The 25,132-nt window shown below is 63.4% G+C and carries 22 protein-coding genes and 1 pseudogene; 9 read left to right on the forward strand and 14 right to left on the reverse strand.

The features are described from left to right. The 4 genes and pseudogenes from HDG34_RS00530 to HDG34_RS39770 all read left to right on the forward strand — a co-directional run bounded on the left by HDG34_RS00530 (position 1) and on the right by HDG34_RS39770 (position 5,202). On the forward strand, positions 1-657 hold the full coding sequence (locus tag HDG34_RS00530) for a DUF4194 domain-containing protein (protein ID WP_184056862.1): 657 nt from the start codon (positions 1-3) through the stop codon (positions 655-657). After that, positions 650-4,021 (forward strand): ATP-binding protein, encoded by a 3,372-nt coding sequence (locus tag HDG34_RS00535; RefSeq protein ID WP_184056865.1) that lies wholly within the window; start codon positions 650-652, stop codon positions 4,019-4,021. The genes HDG34_RS00530 and HDG34_RS00535 overlap by 8 nt, the downstream gene beginning before the upstream one ends. Continuing rightward, a pseudogene (locus HDG34_RS39765) lies at positions 4,018-4,566 on the forward strand (DUF3322 domain-containing protein); the annotation flags it as partial. The gene HDG34_RS00535 and the pseudogene HDG34_RS39765, both read left to right, overlap by 4 nt. A gap of 15 nt (positions 4,567-4,581) precedes the next feature. After that, positions 4,582-5,202, forward strand: a complete 621-nt coding sequence (locus tag HDG34_RS39770) for a DUF2220 domain-containing protein (protein WP_311734721.1) — start codon at positions 4,582-4,584, stop codon at positions 5,200-5,202. A gap of 92 nt (positions 5,203-5,294) precedes the next feature. On the opposite strand, the gene HDG34_RS38795 is transcribed toward HDG34_RS39770, so the two are convergent. After that, the gene (locus HDG34_RS38795) at positions 5,295-6,761 is read right to left on the reverse strand and encodes a DEAD/DEAH box helicase (RefSeq protein ID WP_260320953.1); all 1,467 of its coding nucleotides are present in this window, start codon (positions 6,759-6,761) and stop codon (positions 5,295-5,297) included. A 14-nt stretch (positions 6,762-6,775) separates the two neighbouring features. Continuing rightward, positions 6,776-7,765: an SNF2-related protein gene (locus HDG34_RS38800; RefSeq protein ID WP_260320954.1), complete on the reverse strand. Its 990-nt coding sequence runs from the start codon at positions 7,763-7,765 to the stop codon at positions 6,776-6,778. A 424-nt stretch (positions 7,766-8,189) separates the two neighbouring features. Between HDG34_RS38800 and HDG34_RS00550 the strand changes: the two genes are divergently transcribed. Then, positions 8,190-8,462 carry a DUF1778 domain-containing protein gene (locus tag HDG34_RS00550; protein WP_184056868.1) on the forward strand — a complete coding sequence of 91 codons (273 nt, stop codon included), beginning with the start codon at positions 8,190-8,192 and terminating at the stop codon, positions 8,460-8,462. Then, positions 8,459-9,130, forward strand: a complete 672-nt coding sequence (locus HDG34_RS00555; RefSeq protein ID WP_260320955.1) for a hypothetical protein — start codon at positions 8,459-8,461, stop codon at positions 9,128-9,130. Before HDG34_RS00550 ends, HDG34_RS00555 begins: the two co-directional genes overlap by 4 nt. Positions 9,131-9,332: 202 nt before the next feature. Here HDG34_RS00555 and guaA read toward each other — a convergent pair whose 3' ends face one another. From guaA to guaB, 3 genes are all read right to left on the reverse strand, one after another. After that, positions 9,333-10,916 (reverse strand): glutamine-hydrolyzing GMP synthase, encoded by a 1,584-nt coding sequence (gene guaA, locus HDG34_RS00560; protein WP_184056871.1) that lies wholly within the window; start codon positions 10,914-10,916, stop codon positions 9,333-9,335. Positions 10,917-11,131: 215 nt separating this feature from the next. Then, positions 11,132-11,875, reverse strand: coding sequence for a hypothetical protein (locus HDG34_RS00565; protein ID WP_184056874.1), 744 nt, complete (start codon positions 11,873-11,875; stop codon positions 11,132-11,134). A gap of 6 nt (positions 11,876-11,881) precedes the next feature. Continuing rightward, positions 11,882-13,342: an IMP dehydrogenase gene (gene guaB / locus HDG34_RS00570; RefSeq protein ID WP_184056877.1), complete on the reverse strand. Its 1,461-nt coding sequence runs from the start codon at positions 13,340-13,342 to the stop codon at positions 11,882-11,884. A 317-nt stretch (positions 13,343-13,659) separates the two neighbouring features. Between guaB and HDG34_RS00575 the strand changes: the two genes are divergently transcribed. Next, complete coding sequence (locus HDG34_RS00575) at positions 13,660-14,646, forward strand: DMT family transporter (protein ID WP_184056880.1); 987 nt, start codon at positions 13,660-13,662, stop codon at positions 14,644-14,646. A 70-nt stretch (positions 14,647-14,716) separates the two neighbouring features. Here HDG34_RS00575 and HDG34_RS00580 read toward each other — a convergent pair whose 3' ends face one another. Then, positions 14,717-15,049, reverse strand: a complete 333-nt coding sequence (locus tag HDG34_RS00580) for an RnfH family protein (protein ID WP_090800565.1) — start codon at positions 15,047-15,049, stop codon at positions 14,717-14,719. Next, complete coding sequence (locus HDG34_RS00585) at positions 15,046-15,483, reverse strand: type II toxin-antitoxin system RatA family toxin (protein ID WP_018417666.1); 438 nt, start codon at positions 15,481-15,483, stop codon at positions 15,046-15,048. Before HDG34_RS00585 ends, HDG34_RS00580 begins: the two co-directional genes overlap by 4 nt. 100 nt (positions 15,484-15,583) lie before the next feature. Between HDG34_RS00585 and smpB the strand changes: the two genes are divergently transcribed. Continuing rightward, positions 15,584-16,030 (forward strand): SsrA-binding protein SmpB, encoded by a 447-nt coding sequence (smpB, locus tag HDG34_RS00590; RefSeq protein WP_013089686.1) that lies wholly within the window; start codon positions 15,584-15,586, stop codon positions 16,028-16,030. 100 nt (positions 16,031-16,130) lie between these two features. Here the strand turns inward: smpB and HDG34_RS00595 are convergent, their stop codons facing one another. The 3 genes from HDG34_RS00595 to ppsA all read right to left on the reverse strand — a co-directional run bounded on the left by HDG34_RS00595 (position 16,131) and on the right by ppsA (position 20,142). Next, positions 16,131-17,078: an SPFH domain-containing protein gene (locus HDG34_RS00595; protein WP_184056883.1), complete on the reverse strand. Its 948-nt coding sequence runs from the start codon at positions 17,076-17,078 to the stop codon at positions 16,131-16,133. Between the two features lie 87 nt (positions 17,079-17,165). Next, a complete protein-coding gene (locus tag HDG34_RS00600) occupies positions 17,166-17,621 on the reverse strand; it encodes an NfeD family protein (RefSeq protein WP_018417664.1) in 456 nt (151 codons plus the stop codon). Between the two features lie 118 nt (positions 17,622-17,739). Beyond that, entirely contained in the window at positions 17,740-20,142 is a 2,403-nt protein-coding gene (ppsA, locus tag HDG34_RS00605) for a phosphoenolpyruvate synthase (protein ID WP_184056885.1), read from the reverse strand. A 514-nt stretch (positions 20,143-20,656) separates the two neighbouring features. Between ppsA and HDG34_RS00610 the strand changes: the two genes are divergently transcribed. Beyond that, entirely contained in the window at positions 20,657-21,472 is an 816-nt protein-coding gene (locus tag HDG34_RS00610; protein WP_090800570.1) for a pyruvate, water dikinase regulatory protein, read from the forward strand. Positions 21,473-21,530: 58 nt separating this feature from the next. Here HDG34_RS00610 and HDG34_RS00615 read toward each other — a convergent pair whose 3' ends face one another. The 4 genes from HDG34_RS00615 to lpxA form a co-directional block, all read right to left on the reverse strand. Beyond that, positions 21,531-22,319 carry an RNA methyltransferase gene (locus tag HDG34_RS00615; protein WP_184056888.1) on the reverse strand — a complete coding sequence of 263 codons (789 nt, stop codon included), beginning with the start codon at positions 22,317-22,319 and terminating at the stop codon, positions 21,531-21,533. A gap of 92 nt (positions 22,320-22,411) precedes the next feature. After that, on the reverse strand, positions 22,412-23,161 hold the full coding sequence (gene rnhB / locus HDG34_RS00620; RefSeq protein ID WP_090800573.1) for a ribonuclease HII: 750 nt from the start codon (positions 23,159-23,161) through the stop codon (positions 22,412-22,414). Further along, positions 23,158-24,327, reverse strand: coding sequence for a lipid-A-disaccharide synthase (gene lpxB, locus HDG34_RS00625; RefSeq protein WP_184056890.1), 1,170 nt, complete (start codon positions 24,325-24,327; stop codon positions 23,158-23,160). The genes rnhB and lpxB overlap by 4 nt, the downstream gene beginning before the upstream one ends. Before the next feature lie 3 nt (positions 24,328-24,330). Further along, entirely contained in the window at positions 24,331-25,119 is a 789-nt protein-coding gene (lpxA, locus tag HDG34_RS00630; protein ID WP_184056892.1) for an acyl-ACP--UDP-N-acetylglucosamine O-acyltransferase, read from the reverse strand. Positions 25,120-25,132 lie beyond the last annotated feature (13 nt).

Below are 25,132 nucleotides of genomic sequence, written 5' to 3' on the forward strand. Positions count from 1 at the left end.
ATGACGGAAGAACAGCAAGCCTCGTCGCCTGGTCGAGGCGATTTGTCGACAGTTGCCATCGCGCTGCTCAAGGGCGTGGTTTATCGTGATGGAAACGAGCGCCTCTGGGCCGCACTGCTCGAATTGCAGACGCACGCGCGCGACTACGTCGCCGTGCTTGGCCTCGAGCTCGTCGTGGACGAGGCGGAAGGCTACGCCTTCGTAAAAAGCCGCGCCGCGCATGACGCTGAAGTCGATGGGGAACAGGCTCAGCTACCCCGGCTCGTTGCCCGGCGTCCACTCTCGTTCCCCGTGAGCCTGCTGCTCGCGCTGCTGCGAAAGAAGCTGGCGGAATGGGATGCTGGCGGCGGCGACACGCGGCTCGTCCTTGCGCGCGAGGACATCGTCGAGCTCGTACGCGTATTCCTTCCCGCGAGCACCAACGAGGCGCGCCTGGTCGATCAAATCGATACACACGTGAACAAGATCGTCGAGCTCGGCTTCCTACGCCGGATGAAGACCACGAGCGGACCGCCGACATTCGAGGTGCGGCGCATTCTCAAGGCGTTCGTCGATGCGCAATGGCTGCTCGATTTCGACGCGCGGCTCGCGAGCTATCGGGCGCACCACCTTCAAGATTCGACGGTTTCTGACCAACAGGAGAGTCGCGATGAATGAGCCGCGCACGCTCGGCCTCGATTTTGCCGTCGACGACGCCCTGACGGGCTTTCGCCTCGAGCGGCTCGAGGTTTTCAATTGGGGAACCTTCGACCAACGAGTCTGGGTGCTGCGGGTCGATGGCCGCAACGGCCTGCTGACAGGAGACATCGGCTCCGGCAAGTCGACGCTCGTCGACGCCATCACCACCCTCCTCGTGCCCGCGCAGCGCATCGCCTACAACAAGGCGGCAGGCGCGGACAGCAAGGAACGTACGTTACGCTCGTATGTGCTTGGCTACTACAAGTCGGAGCGCAACGAGGTCACGGGGACGGCCAGGCCCGTGAGCCTGCGCGACCATAACAGCTATTCGGTGGTTTTGGGCGTGTTTCGTAACGCCGGGTACGATGCCACAGTCACACTCGCGCAGGTGTTCTGGATGAAAGACGCACAGGCTCAACCCGCGCGATTCTTCGTCTGTGCCGAACGCGACCTCTCGATCGCCGCTGACTTCTCGCGCTTCGGCACCGAGATCGCACAGCTGCGCAAAAAGCTGCGCGGGCTGGGTGCCGAAATCGAGGACACATTTCCGAAATACAGCGCCTGGTTCCGGCGGCGCTTTGGAATCGAAAACGAGCAAGCGCTCGAGCTCTTCCATCAAACGGTATCGATGAAATCGGTGGGCAATCTCACCGACTTCGTACGCAGCCACATGCTTGAGCCGTTCGACGTTGCACCGCGCGTCGACGCACTGATCACTCACTTCGACGATCTGAATCGCGCGCACGAGGCGGTACTGAAAGCCAAGCGCCAGGTGGAACTGCTGACACCGCTCGTCGACGACTGCGATCGCCACAGCGAGCAAGGACACGTTCTCGAAGGCTGGCGAGCGTGCCGTGAAGCACTGAAACCCTACTTCGCCGGGCTCAAGCTCGGCCTCATCGAGCGCCGCCTCCAATTGCTCGACGAGGACCACGCGCGTGCAATATCACGCAAGGCGCGGCACGAAGAAGCGCGCGACCAGGCGCGCCAGCGCGTGGACGATTTGCGCCGCGCCGTGGCCGAACAAGGCGGCGATCGCATCGCGCAACTCGAGGTCGAAATCCGCCAGCACGAGCGAGAAAGCGCGCGTCGCCGCGAACGCGCGCAACGCTATGCCGCCATCGTTACGCTGCTCGGCGAAACCGAGGCCACGGATGAGGCCGCATTCGCTTCCCAACGCCAACGTCTGGCCGAGCGGCGCAGCTCGCTCGTCGACGACGAAGCGCAAGAGCAAAATGCGATTACCGAATGGAGCGTGGCCTTTCGCGAAGGGAAAGCGCAGCGTGATCTGCTAGAGGACGAAATCGCGAGCCTGAAAGCTCGACGTAACAACATCCCCAAGGAACAAGTCGCGATGCGGGCGAGCCTATGCTCGGCGCTCGGTCTGGAGGAAGACGCCCTGCCGTTCGCCGGCGAACTCATTCAGGTGCAAGAGGATGCGCGCGATTGGGAGGGCGCCGCCGAGCGCGTCCTGCGCAACTTCGGCCTGTCGCTGCTCGTGCCCGACGAGCACTATGCGAACGTCGCGGCGTGGGTCGATCGCACTCATCTCCGGGGGCGGCTCGTCTACTTTCGCGTGCGCTCTGAACGCGCCGCGCGCGCAGCCGAGGCCATCGAGCTACACCGCCACTCGCTCGCGCACAAACTCGCGATCAAGCCCGATTCGCTGTTCTATGGCTGGCTCGAACGCGAAATCGGCCGCCGGTTCGACTATGCATGCTGCGATACGCAGGAGCAGTTTCGGCGCGAGATGCGCGCGATCACGCGTGCGGGCCAGGCGAAAGCGCTTGGCGAGCGCCACGAAAAAGACGACCGCCGCGCGCTTGACGATCGCAGCCGCTACGTGCTGGGTTGGAGCAACACGGCCAAAATTGCCGCCCTCGAAGCCCAACGGCGAGCGCTCGAGGTTCGGCTTGGCGAGATCGGACAGAAGCTTGGAGAAGCTCAAAGCCAGCACTCGAAGGTGCGCGAGCAGCTCGAAGCGCTTGCGCGCGTCGGCGAGTTCGTCGACTTCCGCGACATCGACTGGGGAAGCTGCGCGACCGCGATCGCCCGTCTGGCAGACGAAAAAGCCCGCCTCGAAGCGGCAAGCGACGCCCTCGCGGAGCTAACGGCCCAATTGGACTCGGCGCAAGCGTCGTTGACAGAGAGTGAAGCGGCGATCTCGGACACCGACTCGGAACTGGGCGGTATCCTGGCCAGGCGGGAGGCAGCGCAAACGTTGCGCGACGAGACGCACGCGCTCGTTGCGCAAGTGAATGCCGAACTTGCCGAGCGAATCGAGGCGCTGCGAGCGGAGATTCTCGGCGAACACCAGCTTTCCGTCGAGTCATGCGACAACCGCGAGCGGGACGTGCGAGAGGCGTTGACAACCCGTATCGACAACGAAACGAAGTCGCTCGGCCGCCTTGCCGAAAAAATCGTCAAGGCCATGGCGGCCTTCAAGGATGCCTACAAGCTCGAAACGGCCGACTTCGATGCGAGCCTCGACGCGACCTCAGAGTACCGTGACATGCTTGCGCGGCTGCAAGCGGACGATCTGCCGCGCTTCGAAGCGCGTTTCAAAGAGCTGCTCAACGTCAATACGATCAACGAGATCGCCAACTTCCACGGCCAGCTCGCCCGCGAACGGCAAACGATCAAGGAACGCATCGAACGCATCAACGAATCGTTGCGACAAATCGACTACAACGCGGGCCGATACATCGTCCTCGAGAGTCAGTCCAACCCCGACGCGGAGATCCGCGAATTCCAGAGCGACCTGCGTGCTTGCACCGAGGGCGAACTCACCGGCTCGGACGATAGCCAATACTCGGAGACCAAGTTCCTGCAAGTCAAACGGATCATTGACCGCTTCCGCGGCCGCGAAGGGTTGACCGAGCAGGACCGGCGCTGGCGCGCCAAAGTGACCGACGTACGCAACTGGTTTCTGTTCGCCGCCAGCGAGCGTTGGCGTGAGGACGACAGCGAATACGAGCACTATTCGGACTCGGGCGGTAAATCGGGCGGCCAGAAGGAAAAGCTCGCCTATACGATCCTTGCCGCGAGTCTCGCCTATCAGTTCGGCCTCGAATGGGGCGCCGTGCGTTCTCGATCGTTCCGCTTCGTCGTCATCGACGAGGCGTTTGGACGAGGCTCCGACGAATCGGCGCAATACGGTCTCACATTGTTTCAAAAACTGAACCTGCAACTGCTGATCGTCACGCCGCTGCAGAAGATTCACATCATCGAGCCGTTCGTTTCGAGCGTCGGATTCGTTCAGAACGAGGGCGGACGCGCCTCGAAGCTGCGCAACCTGTCGATCGAGGAGTACCGCGCGCGCAAGGCGGAGTTCGAGCAATGAATTGGACGACGACCGCCGAACTGCGCGTTCGCCTCCAGCGCCTATGGGAGCGTGGCGAATGGCTGCGGAGCCTCGTAGACGGCACCGAGGGGCTGTTCCCGCTACGTCTAACGATAAAAGGCCCGAGCTCGTCCGAATTGGCCGAACGCTTCGACGCGGTACGCGCATGGATCGCGGAGATTGCCGCGACACCGCGCGTACGCATCGAATGGCGCGAAATCAATCATCGAATTCTCGGCCTGCAGCGTTTGCCACAAGCAGCTTAGGTGGACAGTCTGGACGATGCGCTCGCGGTCGCCGGCAAGCGCCGCGACGCAGCGCAGTTCGAGCGGCTGCTCGAAATCACACGCTCCCGCCAGCCGAAGCTCACCACGTGGCTTGCGCAGCGCCCGTTGCAAGCACTCGAATTCGCAGGCGATTGGGAACGACTGCTGGCAGTCGTCGATTGGCTGCAAGCACATCCGCAGCCGGGCGTATATCTTCGCCAGGCCGAAATCGCCAACGTCGACACGAAATTCATCGAGGCGCGGCGCGGCGTCCTCGCCCAATGGCTCGATCTCGTGCTGCCGTCGGAGTCAATCGACAGCAGCCGGACAGCCGCCGCCCAATTCGCTGCTCGCTACGGGTTCCGCGAGAAGCCGCCTCGGATTCGATTTCGCGCGCTCGATGACAGGCTCGCCGTTCTGCCCGGCATGGGCCGGCCCGACATCGCACTCGACGCTGACAGCTTCGCGCGCCTCACACTGCCATGCCGCCACGTGTTCATTACGGAAAACGAGATAAATTTTTTGGCGTTTCCCGACGTTCCGCAGTCGATCGTGCTCTTCGGGGCGGGCTACGGTTGGGAAGCTCTCGAGCCGGCGCGATGGCTCACGGACTGTGCGCTCCACTACTGGGGCGACATCGACACGCACGGCTTCGCCATTCTCGATCAATTGCGCAGCCGGTTCCCGCATGTTGGATCGTTCTTGATGGACCGCGCGACGCTGGTGGCGCATGAAGCGTTCTGGGGAGAAGAAGGCGATCAGGTCACGCGCGATCTGCCGCGGCTCACTGCCAAAGAGCGGGAACTCTTCGATGACCTCCGCGACAACCGGATTCGCCATGGATTGCGGCTCGAGCAGGAGCGCGTGGGATTCGGGTGGGTCAGGGCGGCGCTCGAAGAGCGGGCTTGCGCTTAGAACTTCCCCATCTCACCGCCAGGTACAACTCGAATACGACTCGAAGCAGGCCGCCTCGAAGATGCCTGCCCCAACTCCCACGTTCAGCGACTTTAGTTTGCGCTGCCGTTGCGCAGCAGAGCATCCGAGATCGTCGACAGCACCTCAGCCAGTCGTCTTGCCGTCTCGGGAGATGGCAGCGGCAACCTGAGACTTCGCGCGCCCGTCACGGCATCGCGCTCGACCCACGGGTGTGCGGACACCGCGCCATCGCCCGGCTCATTCAACGCCGACGCCAGCGCCGCGCCGAACTGCAGCAACCCTGACCACGGTTCGATGGACGCGCCTCGTTGCGCTGTATCGATGGTCGAAGCTTGAAGCCGCTCGCCGGTACCGGCGAGGTCGGTTTCCACGACGCTCGCGTCACGCGCCGCGTCGCCGGACACGACTGCGCCGCTCGCGGCTTCCTCCGCCGCGGCCATGACCTCGCTCTCTCCCATGCGCCCCGCGACGTTTTCGACATCCTTCATGAAGCGGGTCAGGCGCGAACCACCGAGCAGAATTTCGCTGGCGCCGCCATCGAGGATGCCTTCCGCCAGCGAGCGCTTGAAAGCCAGCACCGACAGCATGCCCTCCTCGATCGTTCCCTTCGCGATGTAATTGACGACTTGTACCGGCTTTTTCTGGCCCAACCGATAGATGCGCGCGATGCGCTGTTCCAGCACCGCCGGGTTCCACGGCAGATCCATGTTCACGAGCGTCGACGCGTGCTGGAGGTTGAGCCCCGTGCTACCTGCGTCCGTCGACAGAAATACCCGACAGTCCGAATCGTCCCGAAAGCGCTGCACCAGCGCGGGCCGATTTTCCGACGGCACGCCGCCATGGAAGCTGACGTAGCCGATGCCGAGCTTCTTGAGCCGGCGAATGACTATCTCATGCGTGCGCGTCCATTGACTGAACACCACGACTTTCTCGTCCGGCTGCGTGAAAAGCGACTCGAACAACGTCGCCAGCTCGTCGGCCTTCACGCCATGATCGGTTTCCTGGTCCAGCAGATAGGTGCTGTTGCACGACATGCGCATGTTCTGCAAAGCACAGGTGAGGCGCCGCTGGTCCTGATCCGACAGAAACCTGGTGTTACGCCAGCGCCGGACGATTTTGGCCACGATGTCCGCGTTTTCCGTGTGATACGCCATCTGCAGCTCGGTCATGGGCACCAGCAGATTCTGGTCGGTGCGCCCGGGCAACTGCAGCAGCACCTCGGACTTGCGACGCCGTATCATGATCGGTGCCAGGGTCTGGCTGATCTTCTCGAGGCCCGTGTATCCCGTCACGCGTCCCGCCTCGTCCTTGACCTGATGTTCGTGCAGCAGCTTCCACGTGGGCCCAAGACGGTGCTGGTCGACGAATTGAACGATGGAAACGAGTTCCTCCAGCTTGTTTTCGAGAGGCGTTCCCGTCAGCACGACGGCATAGGGGCTGTCGATTCGCTTGAGAGCCTTCGCCGCAATGGTGTTCCAGTTCTTGATGCGCTGCGCCTCGTCGACGATGACCAGCTCCGGCGCCCACGCGGAAATCATGTCAAGGTCCGATTTCAGCTTCTCATAGTTGGTGATCTTGTAGAGATCCTGGGCCGCATATTCGCCCCGCCTCTGGGCAAGGCCGCCGCGACTACCCTCGAAGCGTGGCCGGAGAACCTCGTGATCTCGCTCTGCCACTGATACTTGAGCGAAGTCGGGCAAATCACCAGCACTTTCGACACGCCAAAATGCCGGATCAGGATTTCCGCCGCCGCGACGGCCTGCACCGTCTTGCCGAGGCCCATTTCGTCGCCGATCAAGGCGCGCCCGGCACGCACGGCGAACAATGCGCCTTCGGCCTGGTACGGATAGAGCGGCACCTTGAGCAGCCTCTTCAGCGAGGGCGTCGCCCCTCCTTGCGGAAACTGCCCGTCGAGCATCCTGGCACGGCGCGCCGCATCGTTTCGGCCAGCGATGAAGTCGAGCGCGTCGTCATGGGCGCGCAATTCGTGCCCGGCCTTCGCCACCCTGGAGAGAAAGCGCCCGAGATCTTCGAAACGGTCCTCCGGCAGATGCCATCGCCGAGACTCGTCGAACAAAGCGGCGGCCGCTTTGGCTACCTTTGCCGGACAATCCGCGCCGGCGCGAAAATGGACCGCTCGCCCTCCCTCGTTTCGCAAATACAGCTCCGAGAATGCGGGCTGATAACCACGGGCGAAGGCCGCCTTTGCGCCTCGCTTGCGCAGCAGTCGCGACAAGGTAAATTCAATGTGCTTGCAGGTGCCGAGTTCGTTGGTGGCGTAATCGGGACAGTCGCAAAAGTTGTCGCCCGGGCAGGTCCCACGAATCGACACGCGATAGCTGAAGTTCGACTCCGGATTGCCGACGCGGAATTCGGAGAAATACGTCTCCGTCCCGAGATTCTCCAGCGAGAACGCTTGCTCTTGCCCGAATTGCCGACGCAAGGCGCGCTGCCAGTCGGCGGGCGACATGTGATCGGGGGCGTGGATGCGGGAAAGCTTCGAGGATCGACGTGACTTGGTGGAAGAGTGTTTGCTAGTCATGACTTGACGTGATATTTGCGCGACCGACCCGCTCAAACAATGCGAAGTCCAGCGGGTCTCGGATTGCCTCCCACGCGGGCAGATCCAGTCAAGTCAATCCGCCAACGGCTGAATCCGCCCCCCGGATCGAGTCCGTAAGGCGTCCTTGATTGCCTACCGGCTCGGTAAAAAAGAGGACACACAGTATATCCCGGGCCTCGTCCTCCATCGCCCGCAGATTCGATACACAAGGTGGCACTCAGCACCGGCACTACCACATTCCCGGGCAATAGTTTCGGCACGTAGCTCTACCCGTCGATCCAGGCACTTCTCGATCCAGTCGCCAGGCTGAAACTTGACGGATTCTGCCACGGCGCGTATTGACATCAGATATACATTGCCCTGCCATACGTATATCTATCGTATATACAGTATGGAGTGCATCATGCGCGACGCACCTATTAATCTTCGCGCCTTGCCAGAGCAACGTGATCTGATCGATTACGCAGCGAGCCTGCTTGGCAAAAACCGCTCTGACTTTATGTTGGAGGCCGCTTGCGAGCGCGCTCAGGCCGTCGTCCTGGATCGCACTTTCTTTGGGCTTGATTCGGAAAAATTTAAGCAGTTCACCGAATTGCTAGACGCGCCGAAAGCCGCAAACGCGGGTCTTGCACGTCTTATGGACGTGAAAACCCCTTGGAATGAAAACAGCGAATGAATCGGAAGCTTTCTGCTCCGCAGCCGCTGCTGGCCGAGCACGACGTTGCCAGCTTTTCCTGCGGAAGGCTGGAGCTTGACGACGGGCTGAAGCGGCGCGCCCTGATTAACCACAACAGTGGGACAAGCCGTGTATTTGTAACGACCGATGATACCGGCCGCGTCTACGGCTACCATGCCCTCGCGGCTGGAGCCGTTGCCCATGTCGATGCAACCGGCAACGTTCGTCGAAATATGCCGGATCCAATTCCGGTGGTTGTGCTTGGCCGGCTAGCGCGAGACGTAAATACAAAAGGCATCCAACTCGGCACTGCCCTTTTGAAGGACGCCCTCAATCGCGCTAGCTCGATCGCAAAAGATCTTGGCGTACGTGCGATGCTTGTGCATGCGATTGACGCACACGCAGCAGCTTTTCGTACGGGTTCACACCTTCTCCGATTCATCCCCTCACACTCATGCTCCGACTGGCATGACGAGTGCGCAGAAAAGCCGCAGGGTGCGGCTTTTCTTCACCTGGCCAACTTTCCGCCACTACAGGCGCGTGGTTGGGACGACTTTTTACCGTCACCAACCACAAGACCTACAGACGCCCGCAAACCCACGCGGAGTCTAGCTTTTCGGGGACAACTTTACCGTCATGCCCGGAATCGCATTGACGGTAACAATTGAAACCCGAATTTCGAACGGAACCATACAGTCCGGTTTACCGACACTTGTACCGTCTTTGATACCGTCGAAGACGCCCAGCTTTCTACGGAATGGTGGATATATTCATTAAAAATCAAATACTTAGAGGCAACGTTGCACTCTGATAGACAAACAATCCGAACACACCTCGTAAGCCATTGATTTAATTGAGATATTTTTACCCTCATTCCCACTCGATCGTCGCAGGCGGCTTCCCCGAGATGTCGTAGACGACCCGGTTGATCCCGCGCACTTCGTTGATGATCCGGTTCGACACATGCCCAAGCAGTTCATGCGGCAGATGCGCCCAATGCGCGGTCATGAAGTCGAGCGTCTGCACCGCGCGCAACGCGACGACATACTCGTAGGTGCGCCCGTCGCCCATCACGCCGACGCTTTTGACCGGCAGGAACACCGCGAATGCCTGGCTCGTCAGGTCGTACCACGACTTGCCGGTTTCCTTGTCGATCGTGTTGCGCAGCGTCTCGATGAAAATCGCGTCCGCGCGGCGCAGCAGGTCCGCGAAATCGCGCTTCACTTCGCCGAGGATCCGCACGCCCAGACCCGGACCCGGGAACGGATGGCGATACACCATCGAGTGCGGCAGACCCAGCTTCACGCCAAGCTCGCGCACTTCGTCCTTGAACAGCTCGCGCAGCGGTTCGAGCAGCCTCAGGTTCAGCGTCTCCGGCAGACCACCGACGTTGTGGTGGCTCTTGATGGTTTGCGCAGCCTTCTTGCCCTTGCCCGCCGATTCGATCACGTCCGGATAGATCGTGCCTTGTGCCAGCCACTTCGCGTCGGTCAGCTTGCCGGCTTCGGCCTGGAACACTTCGACGAACTCCGCGCCGATGATCTTGCGCTTCGCTTCAGGATCGGTCACGCCGGCGAGCTTGCCGAGGAATGCTTGGCTCGCGTCGACGTGAATCACCTTCACGCCAAGGTGATCGGCGAACAGCGCCATCACCTGCTCGGCTTCGTTCAGGCGCAGCAGGCCATGGTCGACGAACACGCAGGTCAGTTGATCGCCGATCGCGCGGTGCAGCAGCGCCGCCGCCACCGACGAATCCACGCCGCCCGACAAGCCCAGAATGACGTGCTCGTTACCGACCTGCTCGCGAATCTTCGCGACGGCTTCGTCGATGTAGTGGCCCATTTCCCAATCGGCCTTCGCGCCGCAGATCTGCAGCACGAAGCGCTCGAGCATCGCGCGGCCCTGCACCGTGTGCGTGACTTCCGGATGCCATTGCAGGCCATAGAAGCGGCGCTGCTCGTCGGCCATCGCGGCGATCGGGCACGATTCCGTCGATGCCATCAGCGCGAAACCCGGCGGCATCTCCAGCACCTTGTCGCCGTGGCTCATCCATACCTTCAGCATGCCGTGGCCTTCGGACGTGGTGAAGTCGCTGATGCCTTCGAGCAGGCTCGTATGGTTGCGCGCGCGCACTTCGGCGTAGCCGAATTCGCGCAGATGACCGATGTCGACCTTGCCGCCGAGCTGCTGCGCCATCGCCTGCATGCCGTAGCAGATGCCGAGCACCGGCACGCCGAGTTCGAACACGGCTTGCGGCACGCGCGGCGTGTCTTCCTCGGTGACCGAGCTCGGGCCGCCCGACAGAATCACGCCCTTCGGCGCGAAGTCGCGGATGAACGACGCGTCGACGTCGTACGGATGGATTTCCGAATACACGTTGGCTTCGCGAACGCGACGTGCAATCAGTTGGGTGACTTGCGAACCGAAGTCGAGAATCAGGATCTTGTCATGCATGGCAGCGGACGGAATCAGAAGTGAGCGGATACGGAATGCCGCGCGCGAGGCGCGGCGTCGAATTCAAAGCGGTCCGCGCGGCGACGGTCTTGGCGCGGCGCGGACCGCCAACATTACGATGAAGCACAAGGGCGCGGCCAACCACGGAACTCGCCGCCTGCGATGCGCGCGAACGAAATCCGCTAGCTTCGGCAAACGGCCTGGCGCGCGGCGCTTCAACCATGAAACGGCGGGCGGGGTGCGCCGGGCACGTCGTTGCTGGTGTCGCGCGCAGCGCGTTCGGACTCGCTCTGGCCGGGCTCGCTTGCGGCCGGATGAAGCGGCGCGGGAGTGGCAACGGAAGCCGCGGAAGCCGGATTGGCCGGCCGCGTGACCGGCACGACGGGCTCTGGCACCGGCTCGGCGTGATAGACCGGAAAGCCCGCTGAGGCACGTGGCTCGCGCGCGTTGTCGCGTTCGGGTTCACGCTGCCGTGCGGCATCCTTTTCGGCCTCTTTCGCGGCACGCTTATCGGCACGACTGTCGGCCTTGCTCGACGAGGGCTTGACCACGATCCCCTTCTCGCGCCGCCGCACCGCACCCGACAGTCGCACGCCGCCGAGCCCGATCACCACCAGCACGACACCGGCCAGCACCGCCACCATCTGGCCGATACCGGTCAGCGACGGCGTATGCAGCCCCAGCAGCCAGACCAGCATCAGCACGCCGATCAGCCAGTGCACATGACCGACGACCTTCGCGACCGTCGAGGTCAGCGCCCCGTCGAACGACGCATGCACCGCGAGCCACGCGAGCCCGATCAGCGCGACGCCGAACGCCTGGCCGACCAGCATCGGCTCCGTTGGCACCAGTTGCAACGCGTCGTACAGCGAGGTCCAAGGCGTCAGCACGAACAGCAGGCCGAACGCCAGCAGCAACAACGCATCGAGGATCAGTACAACGCGCAGCAGTGGCTTCATGGGCGTTTAGTCCACGTGGTAGTTGGGCGCTTCCTTGGTGATTTGCACATCGTGCACATGCGACTCGCGCAGGCCCGCACCGGTGATCTGCACGAACTCGGCCTTCTCGTTCATTTCGGCGATGGTGCGGCAGCCGCAGTAGCCCATGCTCGCGCGCACGCCGCCGATCAGCTGGAACAGGATCGCGTTGACCGAACCCTTGTACGCGACGCGACCTTCGATGCCCTCCGGCACCAGCTTGTCGATGTTGGCCGAGTTGTCCTGGAAGTAGCGGTCCGCCGCGCCGTCCTTCATGGCGCCGACCGAGCCCATGCCACGGTACGACTTGTACTGGCGGCCCTGGTACAGGAATACATCGCCCGGCGACTCCTCGGTACCGGCGAACATGCTGCCCATCATGACCGCGCTGGCGCCCGCCGCGAGCGCCTTGCTGACGTCGCCCGAGAAGCGCACGCCGCCGTCGGCGATGACCGGCACGCCGGTGCCGTTCAGCGCTTCGGACACGTTGGAGATAGCGGTGACCTGCGGCACGCCGACGCCTGCGACGATTCGCGTCGTGCAGATGGAGCCCGGGCCGATACCGACCTTGACGCCGTCCGCGCCGTATTCGACGAGCGCCCTGGCGGCCGCGGCGGTTGCGATGTTGCCGCCGATCACCTCGACGTGCGGGAAGTTCTGCTTGACCCACTTGACGCGCTCGAGCACGCCCATGCTGTGGCCATGCGCGGTATCGACGACGATCACGTCGACGCCGGCCTGCACGAGCAGCTCGACGCGCTCTTCGTTGTCCGCACCGACGCCGACCGCCGCGCCCGCGCGCAGCTTGCCGTGCTCGTCCTTGCATGCATCCGGGTGCTCGGTCTGCTTGGTGATGTCCTTGACGGTCATCAGGCCGCGCAGTTCGAATGCGTCGTTGATGACCAGCACGCGCTCGAGGCGGTGGCTGTGCATCAGCGCCTTCGCTTCGGCGAGCGGCGTGCCTTCCTTGACGGTGACGAGGCGCTCGCGCGGCGTCATGATGTTGCGCACCGGCTCGTCCAGACGCTCTTCGAAGCGCAGGTCGCGATTCGTCACGATGCCGACGAGCTGCGAGCCCTCGACGACCGGGAAGCCCGAAATGCCATGCTGGCGCGACAGTGCGATCACGTCGCGCACTTTCATATGCGGCGGCACGGTGATCGGATCGCGCACGACGCCCGACTCGAAACGCTTGACCTTCGCGACTTCACGCGCCTGCTCGGCCGGCGTGAGGTTCTTGTGGATGATGCCGACGCCGCCCATTTGCGCCATGGCGATTGCCAGACGTGCTTCGGTGACCGTGTCCATCGCGGCGGACACGAGCGGCATGTTGAGGGAGATGTTGCGGGTCAGCCGGGTCTTGAGGCTGGTGTCGCGCGGCAGAACATCGGAGAAGGCCGGGACGAGGAGCACGTCATCGAACGTGAGTGCTGTTTGGATCAGACGCATGGCAAATCCTATAGGCGCAAAAGCGAATTATACGCGATACCACCCCGGTTTTCACTGCGCGAACAGCAGCTTAGCGAATTTCAGACGATTTTTTGCCGCTCCCGCCTGCGTCGATTTCGCTCGCCTGTTCGCGTCGGGTTCGAACGGGTTTCGTTTGCGCGTTCGCAGGCGAAATCGGAGCAGAGCCGGCGGCATTTTCGCGGCACGTACCCTGTCGAGCGGCGGTCGAGCGGTCCGAATGCAGGATCGAACAAGACGCCCTGCTCGCAAAACCGCTATTCTGCCGGCCATTCCAGTTTATCCAGCAGAGGCAGTCGATGCAGCGCGGTGTCGTATATGGCGTCATGGCCGGAGCCTTGTGGGGCATGGTGTTTCTGGTGCCGCGGGTGCTGCCCGACTTCTCCCCGCTCCTGCTCGTCGCCGGCCGCTACTCGATGTACGGCGTCGTGTCGCTCGCCGCGGCGCTGCCGATCGCGCGTTCGCTCGCCAAACGGCTGAGCCGCGAGGATCTGATCGCGCTCGTCAAGCTCGCGCTGGCCGGCAATATCGTCTATTACCTGCTGCTGACGGCCGCCGTGCACCTGATCGGAATCGCGCCGGCCTCGCTAATCGTCGGCGTGCTGCCGGTCACGGTCACGCTGGTCGGCCGGCGCGATCACGGCGCGGTGCCGCTCGCGCGCCTCGCATGGCCGCTCGCGACCGTGATGGCGGGCATCGTCTGCATCAATATCGACGTCTTTACGGTGGCCGGCGCGGCGCCGGTGAGCATCGCGACGCGCCTGCTCGGCGTGGCCTGCGCGGTGGGCGCGCTCATCTGCTGGACCTGGTTCGCGGTCGAGAACGCCCGTTACCTGCAGCGTCAGACGCATTTCAGCGGCAATGAGTGGTCGGTGCTGTGGGGCGTCGTGACTGGCGCGCTCGGCGGCGCGTTGTGGCTCGTGGTCGCGGTGCTGCCGTCGGGCGGCCCGCACGGTGAGTTGGCCGACCCGAGCTGGCACACGTTCTGGCTGCTCAACCTCGCACTCGCGATCGGCGCGTCGTGGCTCGGCAACGGCCTGTGGAATGCCGCGGCAAAACGGCTGCCGCTAACGCTGTCCGGCCAGATGATCGTGTTCGAGACGCTGTTCGCGCTGCTTTACGCGTTCATTTACGACGAGCGCCTGCCACGCCCGCTCGAACTCGCGGCGATCCTGCTGCTGGTGGCGGGGGTCTGGTGGTCGGTGCGCCGGCATTCGGACGACGATTCGTCGGGTGCGGCGCGCATCGAGGGCATGAACGATAAGGCGCAGACGGCGGCGCCTTGAGGTGACGTGACGCGATGATGCAAAACGGGCGGCGCGCGAAAAAAGTCCGCCGCCCCCCAACTAGCGCCGCCTAGCGCGAATCCTTGTTCAACCAACGCCGCCCCTCGATCGACCCCGCTTTGCGTGTCTTTTCGACGCGGCGTTGGCGCGACACCTTCGGATCCACCAGCAACGGCCGGTAAATCTCGACGCGATCATGGTCGGCCAGCACCGTATCGAGCGGCTTGAGCTTGCCGAACACGCCCACCTTCTGCGTGTTCAGATCGATCGACGGAAAGCGCTGCAGAATCCCGCTTGCGCCGATCGCCTGTTGCAGCGTCGCGCCCGCGGGCAACTCGACCGCAATCAGCGCCTGCTCGGCAGCGAGCGCATAGCAGACCTCGACCGTTAGCCGCGCGCTCATGACTGACCATAGCGCTGGTTGGCGCGCTTCACGAAAGATTCGACGAAGGTATTGGCGATGTGATTGAACACCGGCCCGATGATCTTCTCGAGCAGGATGCTGGTGAACTCGTAGTGCAGCGCGAATTCGATCTTGCACGCATCGGCGCGCAGCGGCGTGAAGCGCCAGAAACCGGTGAACTTGCGAAACGGACCGTCGGCGAATTCCATGTCTATGCGCGTGGGGCGCTCCATCGAGTTACGCGTGGCGAAATGCTGCTTGATGCCCTTGAAGTTGATATCGATCCTCGCCTCCATGCTGGTGTCGTCCCGGTGACGAATTTCGATGCCCCCGCACCATGGCAGGAACTTGGGGTAATCGTCGACGTCGGTGACGAGGTCGAACATCTGCTCCGCCGAGTGGCGAATCAAAACGGTTTTCTGGACATCTGCCATAAATTGAACAGCGCGTGGCAACGGTGGACAAGCGCCGCGGGCTTTCCTTGCCCCGCTTTGCTAAAATTGTGATTTTAAACGAGTTGGGCACTTTCCATTCATGAGCATCATAGACAACAGAAAAGCCTTCTACGACTACTCGGTCGAGGAACGCTATGAGGCAGGCCTCGTGCTCGAAGGATGGGAGGTCAAGGCGTTGCGCGCCGGGCGCGGCCAGATCAAGGAAGGCTACGTGGTGATCCGCAACGGCGAGCTGTTCCTGATCGGCACGCACATCAGCCCGCTGCCCGAAGCGTCGACGCACATCCATCCCGACCCGGTGCGCACGCGCAAGTTGCTGCTGCATAGCGAGGAGATCAGCAAGCTGATCGGCAAGGTCGAGCAGCGCGGCTACACGCTCGTGCCGCTGAATTTTCACTACAAGAACGGTCGCGTCAAATGCGAGATCGGTCTCGCGAAGGGCAAGAAGATGCACGACAAGCGCGAGACCGAGAAGAAACGCGACTGGGAGCGCGAGAAGGCGCGCTTGATGCGCTCGCCGACCTGAACGCGATTCGTTTCCGGCTCATGCAAAAATGGCCCGCGCATCGATGTGCGGGCCATTTGCTTTTACGTCACGCGCTCATTGCGCATGCATTGCCCGTTCGTCAGCGCAAGTCGCCGCGCGGCGGCTCCGCTGCCGCCTTGCTCCTGTTCACGATGGTCAGCGCCGACGCGATCATCGAACTCATGTTCGACATGTCGCCCGGCACGATCAGTGTCGTGCCCTGCCTGGCCAGGTTCGAGAACGCGTTCACGTACTGTTCGGCCACCTTCAGATTCACCGCGTCCATGCCGCCGTTCAGCTGGATCGCCGCCGCGATCTTCTGGATCGCCTGCGCGTTCGCCTCGGCCACCGCCAGAATCGCCGCGGCCTGCCCCTGCGCCTGATTGATCGCTGCCTGACGCTCGCCTTCGGACTTCTGGATCGCCGCCTCGCGGCCGCCCGACGCGATATTGATCTGCTCCTGCTTGCGCCCTTCCGATGCCGCGATCAGCGCGCGTTTCTCGCGCTCGGCGGTGATCTGCGCCTGCATCGCGTGAAGGATTTCCTTGGGCGGCGTCAGGTCCTTGATCTCGTAGCGCAGCACTTTTACGCCCCAGTTCGCGGCCGCCTCGTCCAGCGCGGACACGATGCTGTGATTGATGAAATCGCGCTCCTCGAAGGTCCGGTCCAGCTCCAGCTTGCCGATGACCGAGCGCAGCGTGGTCTGCGACAACTGCGTAATCGCGAACACGAAGTTGCTCGATCCGTACGATGCCTTCATCGGATCGGTGACCTGGAAATACAGCACACCGTCGACCTGCAGTTGCGTGTTGTCGCGCGTAATACAGACCTGGCTCGGCACTTCGAGAGGAATTTCCTTCAGCACGTGCTTGTACGCGACCCGGTCGACGAACGGGAACGCGAAGCTCAGACCCGGCGTCAGCGTCGCGTGATAACGGCCGAGGCGCTCGAGCACCCACGCATGCTGCTGCGGCACGATCTTGATGGTCTGCGACGCGAGCATGATCACGACGATCAGCAGCACTGCCCCGACGATGGTTGAATCCATATCGCTACCCTCCGATTCTGCTTCGAATAGTTGTGCGCAGGTTGGTCGGGCCTGCGTTTTCAGCTTGGGCGGCCGGCGCTCAGATCGTCAGGTCGCGCTCGCGCGCGCCTTCGGCTGCCGACTCGCGACGACGACGAGGCAACTGCCCCGCAACTCCCTGATCTCGTAGACCTGCGCGTCTTCGGGTTCGCCCGCGGCCAGCTCGACGTCCCATGCCGCGCCACGATAGGTCGCGCGTGCTTTGCGCCCCTGCCAGGCCGGCACGTTCAGCGTCTGCCCGATATCCAGATTGACATCCGGATTGCGCGACGCCTGCTCGCGCCTACGACGGCCGAAGCGCGAGCGTCTGAGCACCACGACCGCCGCGAGTGCAACCAGCGCCGCCACTACGAATTGCAGATCGGTCCCGGCGCCGGCAATGCGCGCAAGCGCGGCCGCGACGAAGCCGAACGCGATCATCAACAGATAGAAGGTGCCGCTCATCAGCTCCAGCACGACAAGCACACCCGCCCCGATCCACCAGAACAGTCCACCAGGCGCCACGTCGACCTCCACAAAGCAAAACACCCCGGTTCTACCGGGGTGTTTATAGCACGAAGCGCACGTGCCTTTAACGCGTGCCGAATGCCGCCTGCGAAAGCGGCATTTGATACCTCGCGAGTTACTGCTTCGCCTTTGCCAGCTGCTGCCACGTATCGATGATCGTGTCGGGGTTGAGCGAGATCGACTTGATGCCTTCGTCAGTCAGCCATTGCGCGAAGTCCGGATGATCCGACGGCCCCTGGCCGCAGATACCGACGTACTTGTCGAGACGCAGACAGGTTTCGATCGCGCGCTTGAGCAGGAACTTGACCGCTGGATCACGCTCGTCGAAATCGACCGCGAGCAGCTCCATGCCCGAGTCGCGGTCGAGGCCGAGCGTGAGCTGCGTCAGGTCGTTCGAGCCGATCGAGAATCCGTCGAAGTACTGCAGGAACTCTTCCGCGAGGATCGCGTTCGTCGGCACTTCGCACATCATGATCAGACGCAGGCCCTTCTCGCCGCGCTTCAGGCCGAACTTCGCGAGCAGCCCGACCACGCGCTCCGCCTGCTTCAGCGTACGCACGAACGGCACCATGATCTCGACGTTGTCGAGGCCCATCTCTTCACGCACCTTCTTCAGCGCGATGCATTCCATCTGGAACGCCTCGGCGAAGTCTTCCGCGATATAGCGCGACGCGCCGCGGAAACCCAGCATCGGGTTTTCCTCGTCCGGCTCGTAGCGCGAGCCGCCGATCAGCTTCTTGTACTCGTTCGACTTGAAGTCCGACAGACGCACGATGACGGGCTTCGGATAGAACGCCGCCGCGATCGTTGCGATACCTTCGGTCAGCTTGTCGACGTAGAACGCGCGCGGCGACGCGTGACCGCGCGCGACGCTTTCGACCGCCTTCTTCAGGTCCTGATCGACGTTCGGGTACTCGAGGATCGCCTTCGGGTGCACGCCGATGTTGTTGTTGATGATGAACTCGAGCCGCGCGAGACCCACACCTGCGTTCGGCAGTTGCGAGAAGTCGAATGCGAGCTGCGGATTGCCGACGTTCATCATGATCTTCACCGGAATCGGCGGCAGTTCGCCGCGCTGCACTTCGGTGACTTCGGTTTCGAGCAGGCCGTCGTAGATCTTGCCTTCGTCGCCTTCAGCGCACGACACGGTGACGAGTGCGCCGTCCTTCAGCACGTCGGTCGCGTCGCCGCAGCCGACCACGGCCGGCACGCCCAGTTCACGCGCGATGATCGCCGCATGGCAGGTGCGGCCGCCACGGTTCGTGACGATTGCCGACGCACGCTTCATGACCGGCTCCCAGTTCGGATCGGTCATGTCGGCGACGAGCACGTCGCCCGGCTGCACGCGGTCCATCTCCGACGGGTCGTGGACCACGCGCACCGGACCCGCGCCGATCTTCTGACCGATCGCGCGGCCCGTTGCCAGCACGTTCGACTGGCCCTTCAGCTTGAAGCGCTGCTCGGCCTTGCCGCCGCCCTGGCTCTTCACCGTTTCCGGACGCGCCTGCAGGATGAAAATCTTGCCGTCGCGGCCGTCCTTGCCCCACTCGATGTCCATCGGACGCTGGTAGTGCTTCTCGATGATCACCGCGTACTTCGCGAGCTCGATCACGTCTTCGTCGGTGATCGAGAAGCGGTTGCGCTGTTCGTGCGCGACGTCGACGGTCTTCACGCGGCCCGGCTCGCCCGGCTTCGTGAACTCCATCTTGATCAGCTTCGAGCCGATCGAGCGGCGAATGATCGGGTACTTGCCCTGCGCGAGCGTGGTCTTGAACACGTAGAACTCGTCCGGATTCACCGCGCCCTGCACGACGGTTTCGCCGAGGCCATAGCTCGACGTGATGAAGACGGCGTCCTTGAAGCCCGATTCGGTGTCCAGCGTGAACATCACGCCCGCGGCGCCGACGTCCGAACGCACCATGCGCTGCACGCCCGCCGACAACGCGACTTCAGCATGCGTGAAGCCCTTGTGGACGCGATAGGAGATGGCGCGGTCGTTATACAGCGACGCGAACACGTGCTTCATGCGATCGAGCACGTCGTCGATGCCGACCACGTTCAGGTAGCTTTCCTGCTGACCGGCGAACGATGCGTCCGGCAGGTCTTCCGCGGTCGCGGATGAACGCACGGCAAACGACAGCTCCTCGGGCGAGCTCTGTTGCAGCGTGTCGAACCCGGCGCGAATGTCAGCCTCGAGCTGCGGCTGCAGCGGCGCGTCGACGATCCATTGACGGATCTCCTTGCCCGCTTCGGCGAGCGCCTTCACGTCGTCGACGTCGAGCGTCTCGAGACGTTTGGCGATGCGCTCGGTCAGATCGTTGTGCTGCAGGAAGTCACGGAACGCGAGCGCGGTGGTCGCGAAGCCGGTCGGCACGCGCACGCCGGCTTCGGCGAGCTGGCTGATCATCTCGCCCAGCGACGCGTTCTTGCCGCCGACGATCTCCACGTCGGTCATCCGCAACTGCTCGAACGGAACTACATACGCCTTGTCCTTTGCGACGGTAACTGCGTTAGTCATACAAGCCCCTAAGTGTGAAAGAAATTCACGACTGTGCAAGTGGGCTTGAACACGGGCAGCCCATTGGAAGCCTCGACCCCGTGTCTTGCACAACCTGTTAGATAAGCAATCGCCTGGACGGCGGAGATGCGTTGCATGGCGCGCCGGCCGTGGCGCACGAGGCGGAGCACCGAAGAACGCGGTTGAGCGGACTTACCGCTCGATCTGTTGCGTTCAACGCATATTGACATTAGATAACGTGACGTTGAACGACCGTTCGCGGCAAGTTAGCGGCCAATCGCCTGCAATTGCTTATCCAACAGGTTGCCGCTATTCTACCGTGCCGACTCCTGAAATGTGGCAGTCGGTCGAGAATTGCGCCTCGAGTCGCGCGCCGACCGATCCAGCGGGCTTTTGCGGGACCGCCCGCGCGGGACACGAGCGTGGCGCGCCCGCCGCCGGGCGGTTTGATTCGAGCGCGTTGTCGCGCTCGCGCTTTCCGGCTCATTTGCCTTTCACGTTCACAGCTCCTCTGATGCCGCCCACCGTATTCATCGTCTCAGACGGTACCGGGATTACTGCCGAAACCTTCGCGCATTCGATCCTCTCCCAGTTCGACCAGAAATTCCGCCTGGTCCGCGTGCCATTCGTCGACTCGACCGAGAAGGCCTACGCAACGCTCGAAAAGATCAACGAAGCGGTCGTGCAGGACGGCCGTCGACCGATCGTGTTCACCACGCTGGTCGATAGCTCGTCGAATCAGATCGTGAAGGGTTCGAACGCGCTCGTGCTCGACATGTTCCAGACCTTCGTCGAGCCGCTCGAGCAGGAACTGGAACTGAAGTCGAGCCACGCGATGGGGCGCGGCCACCAGAACGCGGACACCGAGGAGTACAAGAACCGGATCGAGGCGATCAATTTCTCGCTCGCGCACGACGACGGTCAATCGAATCGCAATCTCGCAGACGCCGACGTGATCCTCGTCGGCGTGTCGCGCAGCGGCAAGACGCCGACGAGCCTTTACCTGGCGATGCAGTACGGCGTGAAAGCGGCGAACTATCCGCTGATTCCCGAAGATTTCGAACGCGGCAAACTGCCGACGCCGCTACGCGAGCATCGACAGAAGATGTTCGGGTTGTCGATCGATCCGCAGCGGCTGTCGGAGATCCGTAACGAGCGGCGGCCGGGCAGCAAGTATGCGGCGCCGGAAAACTGTCGCTATGAGATCAACGAAGCCGAAACGATGATGCGGCGCGAGGGGATCAAGTGGCTGTCGTCGACGCACAAGTCGATCGAGGAAATCGCGACGACGATCCTGCAGGAGATCAAGCTGGATCGGCCGTCGTATTGAGAGATGGCCGAGCAGGCGTTGCGTTGCCGGGCCAGAGCCCTCGCAACGCCACTTAAGTCTACTTTTTGCGCCCGCGCTGCTGCCGGCACTGCTCGAACACGCAGACCGCCGCCGCGGCCGCCACGTTCAGCGACTCCATACCGCCGGGCTGCGGAATCGTCACCCGCAACGACACGGCATCGCGCCACGCCTGCGACACGCCCGCCCCTTCGTTGCCGAACACCCACGCGAGCGGCCTGCTCAGGTCGCTGTCATAGATCGCTTCGGCACCATGCGAATCGGTGATGACGATCGGTACCGCGAGCCGTTCGATCAGGGCACGCGCTTCGACATCCTCATGAATCTGCAACAGGAAGTGCGCGCCCATCCCGGAACGCAGCACCTTCGACGACCACGCGTATGCGGTGCCCGGCGCGCAGAACACGTGCTCGATACCCGCAGCCGCTGCGCTGCGCAGAATCGAGCCGACGTTGCCCGCGTCCTGCACGCCGTCGAGCACGAGACAGTTTTGCTCGACGCGCTCGGGCAGCGGTGCGTCGAGCTTCTCGACGAGCAGCAGAATCCCGACCCCATGCACGACATTCGACAACTGTCCGAACAACGCATCCGGCAGCGTCACGAGCCGATGCTCGTCGATCCGTGACACGATCGCCTGCGCTTCGTCGTGACCCAACGCGCCGTCGGTGACGACGCATAGCTCCGGCTGACCTGCGACGTCGAGATACGTGCTCGCGAGATGGAAGCCCTCGAGCAGCGCGTGGCCGCTGCGGCGCTGTTGATGCGTCGAGCCGGCCAGTGCCTTCAGGCGCTTGTAGAGCGGATTGTCCCGCGAGGTGATGGCTTTCACAGGCAGCGAAGGCGGTGAGAAGGGAAAAGGAATCAGCGGCAATCAACGGCACGCAAGCGCGCAGCGCGCTCGAGCCGCGCTGATGGGGTCGGTCACGCGAAGCCGGCTTCGCCGAACGCGTCGTCGTCGAGCAGCAGCGCGTCGGCCACGATGACGGCGTCCGCCGACGGCAACGGCACGCCAGTGCCGAACCTCAAATGCGCTTCGCGCACCGGCGCGAACGAGCGCCGATGATGCTCGCACGGCCCATGCTCGCGCAGCGCCGCGAGATGCTGCGGCGTGCCATAACCGGCATGCGCGTCGAAGCCGTACATCGGATACGCCTGGTGCAGTTCGACCAGCATGCGGTCGCGCGTGACCTTCGCGAGAATCGACGCCGCCGAGATGCTCTTCACGAGCGCGTCGCCGCCAATCACCGCCTCGCTACGGATGCTGAGCGTCGGGCAACGGTTGCCGTCGATCTTCACGAGCGTCGGCACGACCGACAGGCCCTCGACCGCGCGCTTCATCGCGAGCATGGTGGCGTGCAGGATGTTCAGCGAATCGATTTCCTCGACCGTCGCCGACGCGACGCAGTACGCGAGCGCACGCTCGACGATCTTGTCGTACAGCGCTTCACGCTTGAGTGCGCTCAGCACCTTCGAATCGTCGAGGCCACGGATCATCGGTTTGGCGGGATCGAAAATCACCGCCGCCGCGACGACCGGACCGGCCAGCGGTCCGCGCCCTGCTTCGTCGACGCCGCAGACGATGTCGTCGGCGCTCTCGAAGTTCAGGCCGGCTTGCGCCACTACCCGAACGGTGGCCGCGATCTTCCGGCGAGGCGCGCCCGCGGCGGTCATGGCCGCCCCGCCCGCTGCTCGACGACGCTCGCCACGACTTCGGCCGCGCGCTGCGCGGTGTTCTGCTTCAGCACGTGATGCATCTCCGTGAAGATTTCCTTCAGCGTGCGCCGGTTCGCCTCGTCGCGCAACTGCTTCAGCGTCGCCTCGGCGAGCGCCTGCGGCGTCGCGAAGTGCTGCAGGATCTCCGGCACCACGAAACGCCCGGCCAGGATGTTCGGCAGGCCGACGTACGGCAGATAGCCCTGGCGGCGCATGATCTGCCCGGTCAGCCAGGGCACCTTGTACGAAATCACCATCGGCTTTTTCAGCAGCGCGGCTTCGAGCGTGACGGTGCCGCTCTTTACGAGAATCGCGTCGGCGGCGGTCATCGCGAGTTGCGACTGGCCTTCGGTGATGGTCAGCGCGAGGCCCGGATGCGCATCGACGAGCGGCTGCAGCAACGCGCGCAACGCGGGCGTCGCCGCCGGCATCACGAAGCGCACGCTGGGCTCCTGGTGCTGCATCATCTCCATCGCCGCGAAGAACGTCGGGCCGATCAGGTCGATCTCGGAGCGCCGGCTACCCGGCAGCACCGCGATCACCGGCCCGCTTTCCGCGAGACCGAGTGCGCGGCGCGCACCGAGGGTGTCGGGTTCGAGCGGGATCTGATCGGCCAGCGGATGCCCGACGTACGACGCCGCGACACCCGCCTTTTCGAGCAGCGCGGTTTCGAACGGGAACACGCACAGCATGTGATCGACGGCCTTGGCGATCTTCTTGATGCGCCCGCCACGCCACGCCCAGATGGACGGGCAGACGAAGTGCACGGTCGGAATGCCGGCGTCGCGCAGTGCGTGCTCGAGCCCGAAATTGAAGTCGGGCGCGTCGACGCCGACGAACACGGACGGCGGTTCGGCGAGCAGCTGACGCTTGAGCTCGTTGCGGATACCGAGGATTTCAGGAATATGCCGCAGTGCTTCGACATAGCCGCGCACCGTCAGCCTTTCCATCGGCCAGTGGGCGTCGAAGCCCGCGGCGATCATGCGCGGACCGCCGATGCCGTAGTACTGCGTGGCGGCCGGCAACCGGCTGGCGAGGCCGTCGAGCAGCGACGCGGCGAGCAGGTCGCCGGACGGCTCGCCGGCCACCATCGCGACGCGCAGCGGACTGGGTTGCAACGTCATCGGTTAGCGGATGATGCCGCGCTGCGACGCTTCGACGAACGCGAGCAGCGTCTGCACCGGGGCGTCGCCGTCACCGCCGGCCGAACCGAGTTCCTTCAGTTGCACCTTCGCTTCTTCGAGCGACAGGCCGTTCTTGTACAGCACGCGATACGCGGTGCGCAGCACCGAGATCGCGTCGGCCGAGAAGCCGCGGCGACGCAGCCCTTCGACGTTGATGCCGTGCGGCTCGGCCTTGTTGCCCGCGGCGATCACGTACGGCGGCACGTCCTGCACGAGCGCCGAGGCGCCGCCGAGCATCGAATGCGCACCGATGCGCACGAACTGATGCACGCCCGACATGCCGCCGATGATCGCGTAGTCGCCGATCGTCACGTGACCGGCCATCTGCGCGTTGCTCGACAGGATCACGTTGTTGCCGACGTGGCAGTCGTGACCGATGTGCACGTAGGCCATGATCCAGTTGTCGTCGCCGAGCGTGGTGACGCCCGCGTCCTGCACCGTGCCGGTGTGGATCGTCGTGAACTCGCGGATCATGTTGCGGTTGCCGATCACGAGCCTGGTCGGCTCGTCCTGGTACTTCATGTCCTGCGGACGCCCGCCGACCGATGCGTAATGGCCGATGCGGTTGTCTTCGCCGAGCGTGGTATAGCCTTCGATCACGCTGTGCGAGCCGACCGTGCTGCGCGCACCGATCGTCACGTGTGCGCCGATCACCGCATAGGGCCCGACTTCGACGGATTCGTCCAGCTGCGCGCCCGCTTCGATGATCGCGGTGGGATGGATCCTGCTCATGCGTCCTCGCTTC

The organism is Paraburkholderia sp. HC6.4b (assembly GCF_014200875.1).
Taxonomy (GTDB): domain Bacteria; phylum Pseudomonadota; class Gammaproteobacteria; order Burkholderiales; family Burkholderiaceae; genus Paraburkholderia; species Paraburkholderia tuberum.